Annotated in this window: 4 protein-coding genes; all 4 read right to left on the bottom strand. The window is 68.9% G+C overall.

The window, feature by feature from the left end:
• Nucleotides 1-110: 110 nt before the first annotated feature.
• Entirely contained in the window at nt 111-1295 is a 1185-nt protein-coding gene (locus tag CH341_RS27255) for an ABC transporter permease (protein ID WP_170149828.1), read from the bottom strand.
• 184 nt (nt 1296-1479) lie between these two features.
• Nucleotides 1480-2640, bottom strand: a complete 1161-nt coding sequence (locus CH341_RS27250; RefSeq protein WP_111422099.1) for an ABC transporter permease — start codon at nt 2638-2640, stop codon at nt 1480-1482.
• Nucleotides 2637-3332 carry an ABC transporter ATP-binding protein gene (locus tag CH341_RS27245; protein WP_111422098.1) on the bottom strand — a complete coding sequence of 232 codons (696 nt, stop codon included), beginning with the start codon at nt 3330-3332 and terminating at the stop codon, nt 2637-2639. The genes CH341_RS27250 and CH341_RS27245 overlap by 4 nt, the downstream gene beginning before the upstream one ends.
• A gap of 38 nt (nt 3333-3370) precedes the next feature.
• Nucleotides 3371-4349, bottom strand: a 979-nt coding sequence (locus CH341_RS27240; protein ID WP_111422097.1) for an efflux RND transporter periplasmic adaptor subunit, incomplete at its 5' end; no start/stop codon positions are given.

Genomic DNA, 4349 nt, shown 5'->3' with positions numbered 1-4349 from the left:
AAGGGCGGGGGCGGCCTCTGCGTCGCCGCCCGTGGCCACATGGCTCGAGACGCGCTCCTTCGGAGCGCTCCTCACCATGAGGAGAGACGTTGCAGTCTGACGTGCCGCCTCTACCCCTGCAGGCCCTGGACGATCGGCATCCTGGCGGCGCGGATGGCCGGCAGGAGGCCGCCGATCAGGCCGACGATCAGGGCGAGCGCGACGCCCTGGCCGATCAGGGCCGGGGTGAGCCGGAAGCTGAACACCACCTGGGTGAAGCTCGCGCCGAGCGTCGAGGCCGAGAAGCCGTCGAAGATCAGCCACGTCGCCACCGCCCCGATGACGCCGCCGATGCCGGCCAGCAGCAGCGATTCGACCAGCGTGCCGACGAAGGCCGGGAAGCCGCCGAAGCCGATGGCGCGCAACGTCGCGATCTCGACCGAGCGCGACGCGACCGACGAGTACATGGTGTTGAGCGCGCCCGCCATGGCGCCGAACGCCATCGCGATGGCGAGTGGCCAGCCGAGCTTCTGGATCAGATCCGAGGTCTGCGACGACTGCTCCGAGAAGTAGTCCTGCTCCGACTTGACGTCGAGCTTGAGCCGGGGATCGCCGTCGTTGAACGCCTTCATCGCGGCGAGCCCGTCCGGCCCGCTGAGCCGGGCACGGAGAATCTGGAACGTGTTGGGGCGGTTGAACAGGCTCTGCACCACCGGCAGGTCGGCCCAGATCTCCGATTCGAACACGCTGCCGTCCGCCTCGAAGACACCGACCACGGTCCACAGCGCGGTGCCGAACTTGACGGTGCGGCCGAGCTCGAAGCCCTGGAACTCGCGCAGCAGGCTCTTGCCGACCACCACCTCGTTGCTACCCGGCGCGAACATCCGGCCTTCGGTGAGCCGGATGCCCTTGCGGATCGCCGCGCCGCTCTCGCCGATGCCGCGCAGCGGCAGGTTCGCCTTGGTGCCGGTGGTCTTCTTGATGCCGTCGACGACCAGATAGAGCTCGGCCGAGGCGAGCGGCTTGCCCTGGGCGTCGCGGGCGACGCCGGGCGCGTCCTCGAGCAGGCGCACCTGGTCGCGCGCGATGACGCTGTTGAGCTCGGCCCGTGCCCCGGCCCGCAGCACGATGGCGACGTCCGCGGCGCCCGAGCTCGCCAGCGTGCGGCGGAAGCCCGCCGACATGGCGAGGAACGACAGCAGCACCATCACGACCAGAGCCACCGCGACGACGGTCGACAGCGACAGCCAGAAGCGCCGCGGGATGCTCTTCAGGTTGATGGCCGTGACGGCGACGATCTGCTTCAGCATGGCCATTCACGCATATTCGATACGACCGCGTCCGACCTCATGGTGAGGAACGCACCGAAGGTGCGCGTCTCGAACCATGCGGCCCCGAACTGCGCCGCCGCCCGGGCCGCCCTCGCCCTTCGAGACGGCCGCTTCGCGGCCTCCTCAGGGTGAGGGTGGTCATACGCAGCGTCTTGCAAACAGACCCGCATCAGCCGCGCCCCATCGCCTCGACGATCTTCAGCCGGAACGCGTTGAGCGCCGGCACCAGGCCGGTCGCCAGCCCGAGCAGGATCATGAACCCGACCGCGGTCAGCACGATCTCCGGGCTCATGCGCAGGCCGGGCACGAACATCGACAGGCTCTGGCGCATCAGCAAGGTGGCGAGCGTCGCGAGGCCGAGGCCCAGCGTTCCGCCGATGACGGCGAGCAGCAGAGTCTCGCCCAGCACGAGGCGCAGCACCCGCGCGCCCGAGAAGCCGAGCGTCTTGAGCACGGCGATCTCGCGGGTGCGCTCGCGGATGGCCATCACCATGGTGTTGCCGACGATCATCAGGATGGTGACGAAGGCGGCGCCGACGACCAGCGTGACGATCAGGGCGATGTTGCCGAGCTGCGCCACGAAGGCCTTGTTGAAGGCCTTCTCGGTGTCGGTCGCGGTCTCCCAGGACGAGTTGGCGAACATCTGGTCGATCGTCTTGATGACCTGGTCGTTGACCGCAGACGACGCGGTCTTCAGCACCAGCCAGCCGATCGTGTCCTTGCCGAACGAGCGGGTCTCGTCGAAATACGGGTACTGGATGAACATCAGGTTGGTGTCGGCCTGCGGCTTGTTCTTGTCGAAGATGCCGACGATGGTGACGTCCCAGGTGTGGGTGCCGTTCTTCTGCGAGAAGATGCTGGACGAGATCGGGATGCGGTCGCCGACCTTCCAGCCCCATTTCTCGGCCAGCGCCCGGCCGACCAGCGTGCCGGTGCGATTGCGCACGAAGGCCTGCGTCATCTCGGGCGTGAAGGCGAAGTCCGTGCCGGTCACCTTGAGATAGGTCTCGGGCTCGACCGCCATCACGATCACGAAGTTCTTCGGATCCTGATAGTAGCCGCCGAACCAGTTGGCGAAGGTGACCTGGCGCACGCCCTCCACGGCCGCGATGCGGTTGAAATAGGCGATCGGCAGCGGCTGGGTGAAGTTGATCTTGTTGACCACCACCAGCCGGTCGGCCTCGGAGACGTCCTCGCCGGCGTTGAAGGCCCGTTCGAACGCCGCCAGCACGCCGAAGATGGCGAAGGCGATCAGGATCGAGACGATCATCAGGATCGCCCGCAGCTTCTTGCGGAACAGGTTCTTGCGGACGAGCAGGAAGTCGTTCACGCGGCCAGCTCCTTCTCCTCGAAATGTCCCTTGTCGAGGTGGAGGGTGCGGCTCGCATAGCGGGCGGCGGCCGGATCGTGCGTCACCATCACGATGGTCTTGCCGAGGTCGCGGTTGAGGATCGTCAGCATGCCCAGAATCTCGTCGGCCGAGGCGCGGTCGAGGTCGCCGGTCGGCTCGTCGCAGAGCAGCAGCTCGGGGTCGGACACGATGGCGCGGGCGATGGCGACGCGCTGCTGCTGGCCGCCCGACATCTCGCGCGGATAGTGCTTCGCCCGGTCGGCGAGGTTGACGATCTTCAGCGCCGTCTCGACATGCGTCCGCCGCTCGGCCTTGCCGAGCCGCGTCAGCAGCAGCGGCAGCTCGACGTTCTGGGCGGCGGTGAGCATCGGCATCAGGTTGTAGAACTGGAACACGAAGCCGATGGTGGCGGCGCGCCACTGCGAGAGCTGACCTTCCGAGAGCGTGTCGATGCGCGAGCCGGCGATGTGGATCTCGCCCGAGTCCGGCCGGTCGATGCCGCCGAGCAGGTTGAGCAGCGTCGACTTGCCGGAGCCGGACGGCCCCATCACGGCGACGAAGTCGCCCTGCGGGATGGCGAGGTCCAGCCGCTCGAAGATGGTGATCGCGTCCTTGCCCTTGACGAAGCCTTTGCTGACGCCGGCGAGACGAACCAGGGACGTGTCGGACATCGACGCTTTCGCTCCGCTGCGATGATGATGATCGGGCCCTAGCGGGCCGCCGAGGTGCGTTCGGATGCGGCTGCCGTCGCCGCCTCGTCCTCGACGAACGTGACCTTGACGGCCATGTCCGGCAGGATGCGCGGGTCCTTCTGTCGGAAGCCGACCCGCACCCGCACCGTGGCCTTCTCGCGATTGGCGGTCGGCACGATAGCGATGACATAGGACGGGATCGACCAGTCCGGATAGGCGTCCAGCACCGCGTTGACGGCGCCGCCCTTCTGGACGCGGCCGATGAAGGCCTCGTTGACGTCGACCTCGACCTCGATCGAGCCCATGTCGACGATGGTGCAGATGCCGGTCCGGGTGAAGCTGCCGCCCGCCGACATCGGCGAGATCATCTCGCCCGGCTGGGCGCTGCGATCCACGACGACACCGCTGAACGGTGCCTTGACGGTGTGCTTGTCCAGCACCTCGCCGGAGCGGCGCGCGTCGAGCTTGGCGGCGCCGAGCTGGGCCTTCGCCTGGGCGAGCTGGGCGCGCAGCACGTTGACGCGCGCCTCGGTGCGGGTGAGGTCGGCCTCGGTGGCGAAGCTCTTCTGCGACAGGCTCTTGGTGCGCTCGTGGATGCGCTCGGCGTCGCGCAGGTCGGCCGAGATCGCCGTCACGGCGGCGTCGGCCGCCTCGACCTTGGAGGTGGCGAGCGCGAAGTCGGTCTCGGCGAGCGTCGAGTCGATCCGGGCGACCGGCTGGCCGGCCTCGACCACCATGCCCTCCTCGACCAGCACCTCGATCACCTTGCCGGTGATCTCGGCCGCCACGGTCGCCTTGCGGCGCGCCACCACGTAGCCGGAGGCGGCGAGGCCGCTCGGCCGTGTCCGGGCCGCCGGGGCGGGCGGCGCCTGGCCGACCGTCGTCGCGGCGGCGGGAGGCGGAGCGGGCGCCGCGGCGGTGGCCTGGGGCGCGGCAGGTGCGGCGGGCCCGCCGGGCAGAAACGCCCAGACCGCGCCGGCCGCCGCGAGGCCGACG

The organism is Rhodoplanes roseus, from assembly GCF_003258865.1.
GTDB lineage: Bacteria > Pseudomonadota > Alphaproteobacteria > Rhizobiales > Xanthobacteraceae > Rhodoplanes > Rhodoplanes roseus.
The sequence above is the reverse complement of the archived record's forward strand: the minus strand, read 5'-3'. Positions and strand labels throughout refer to the sequence as shown.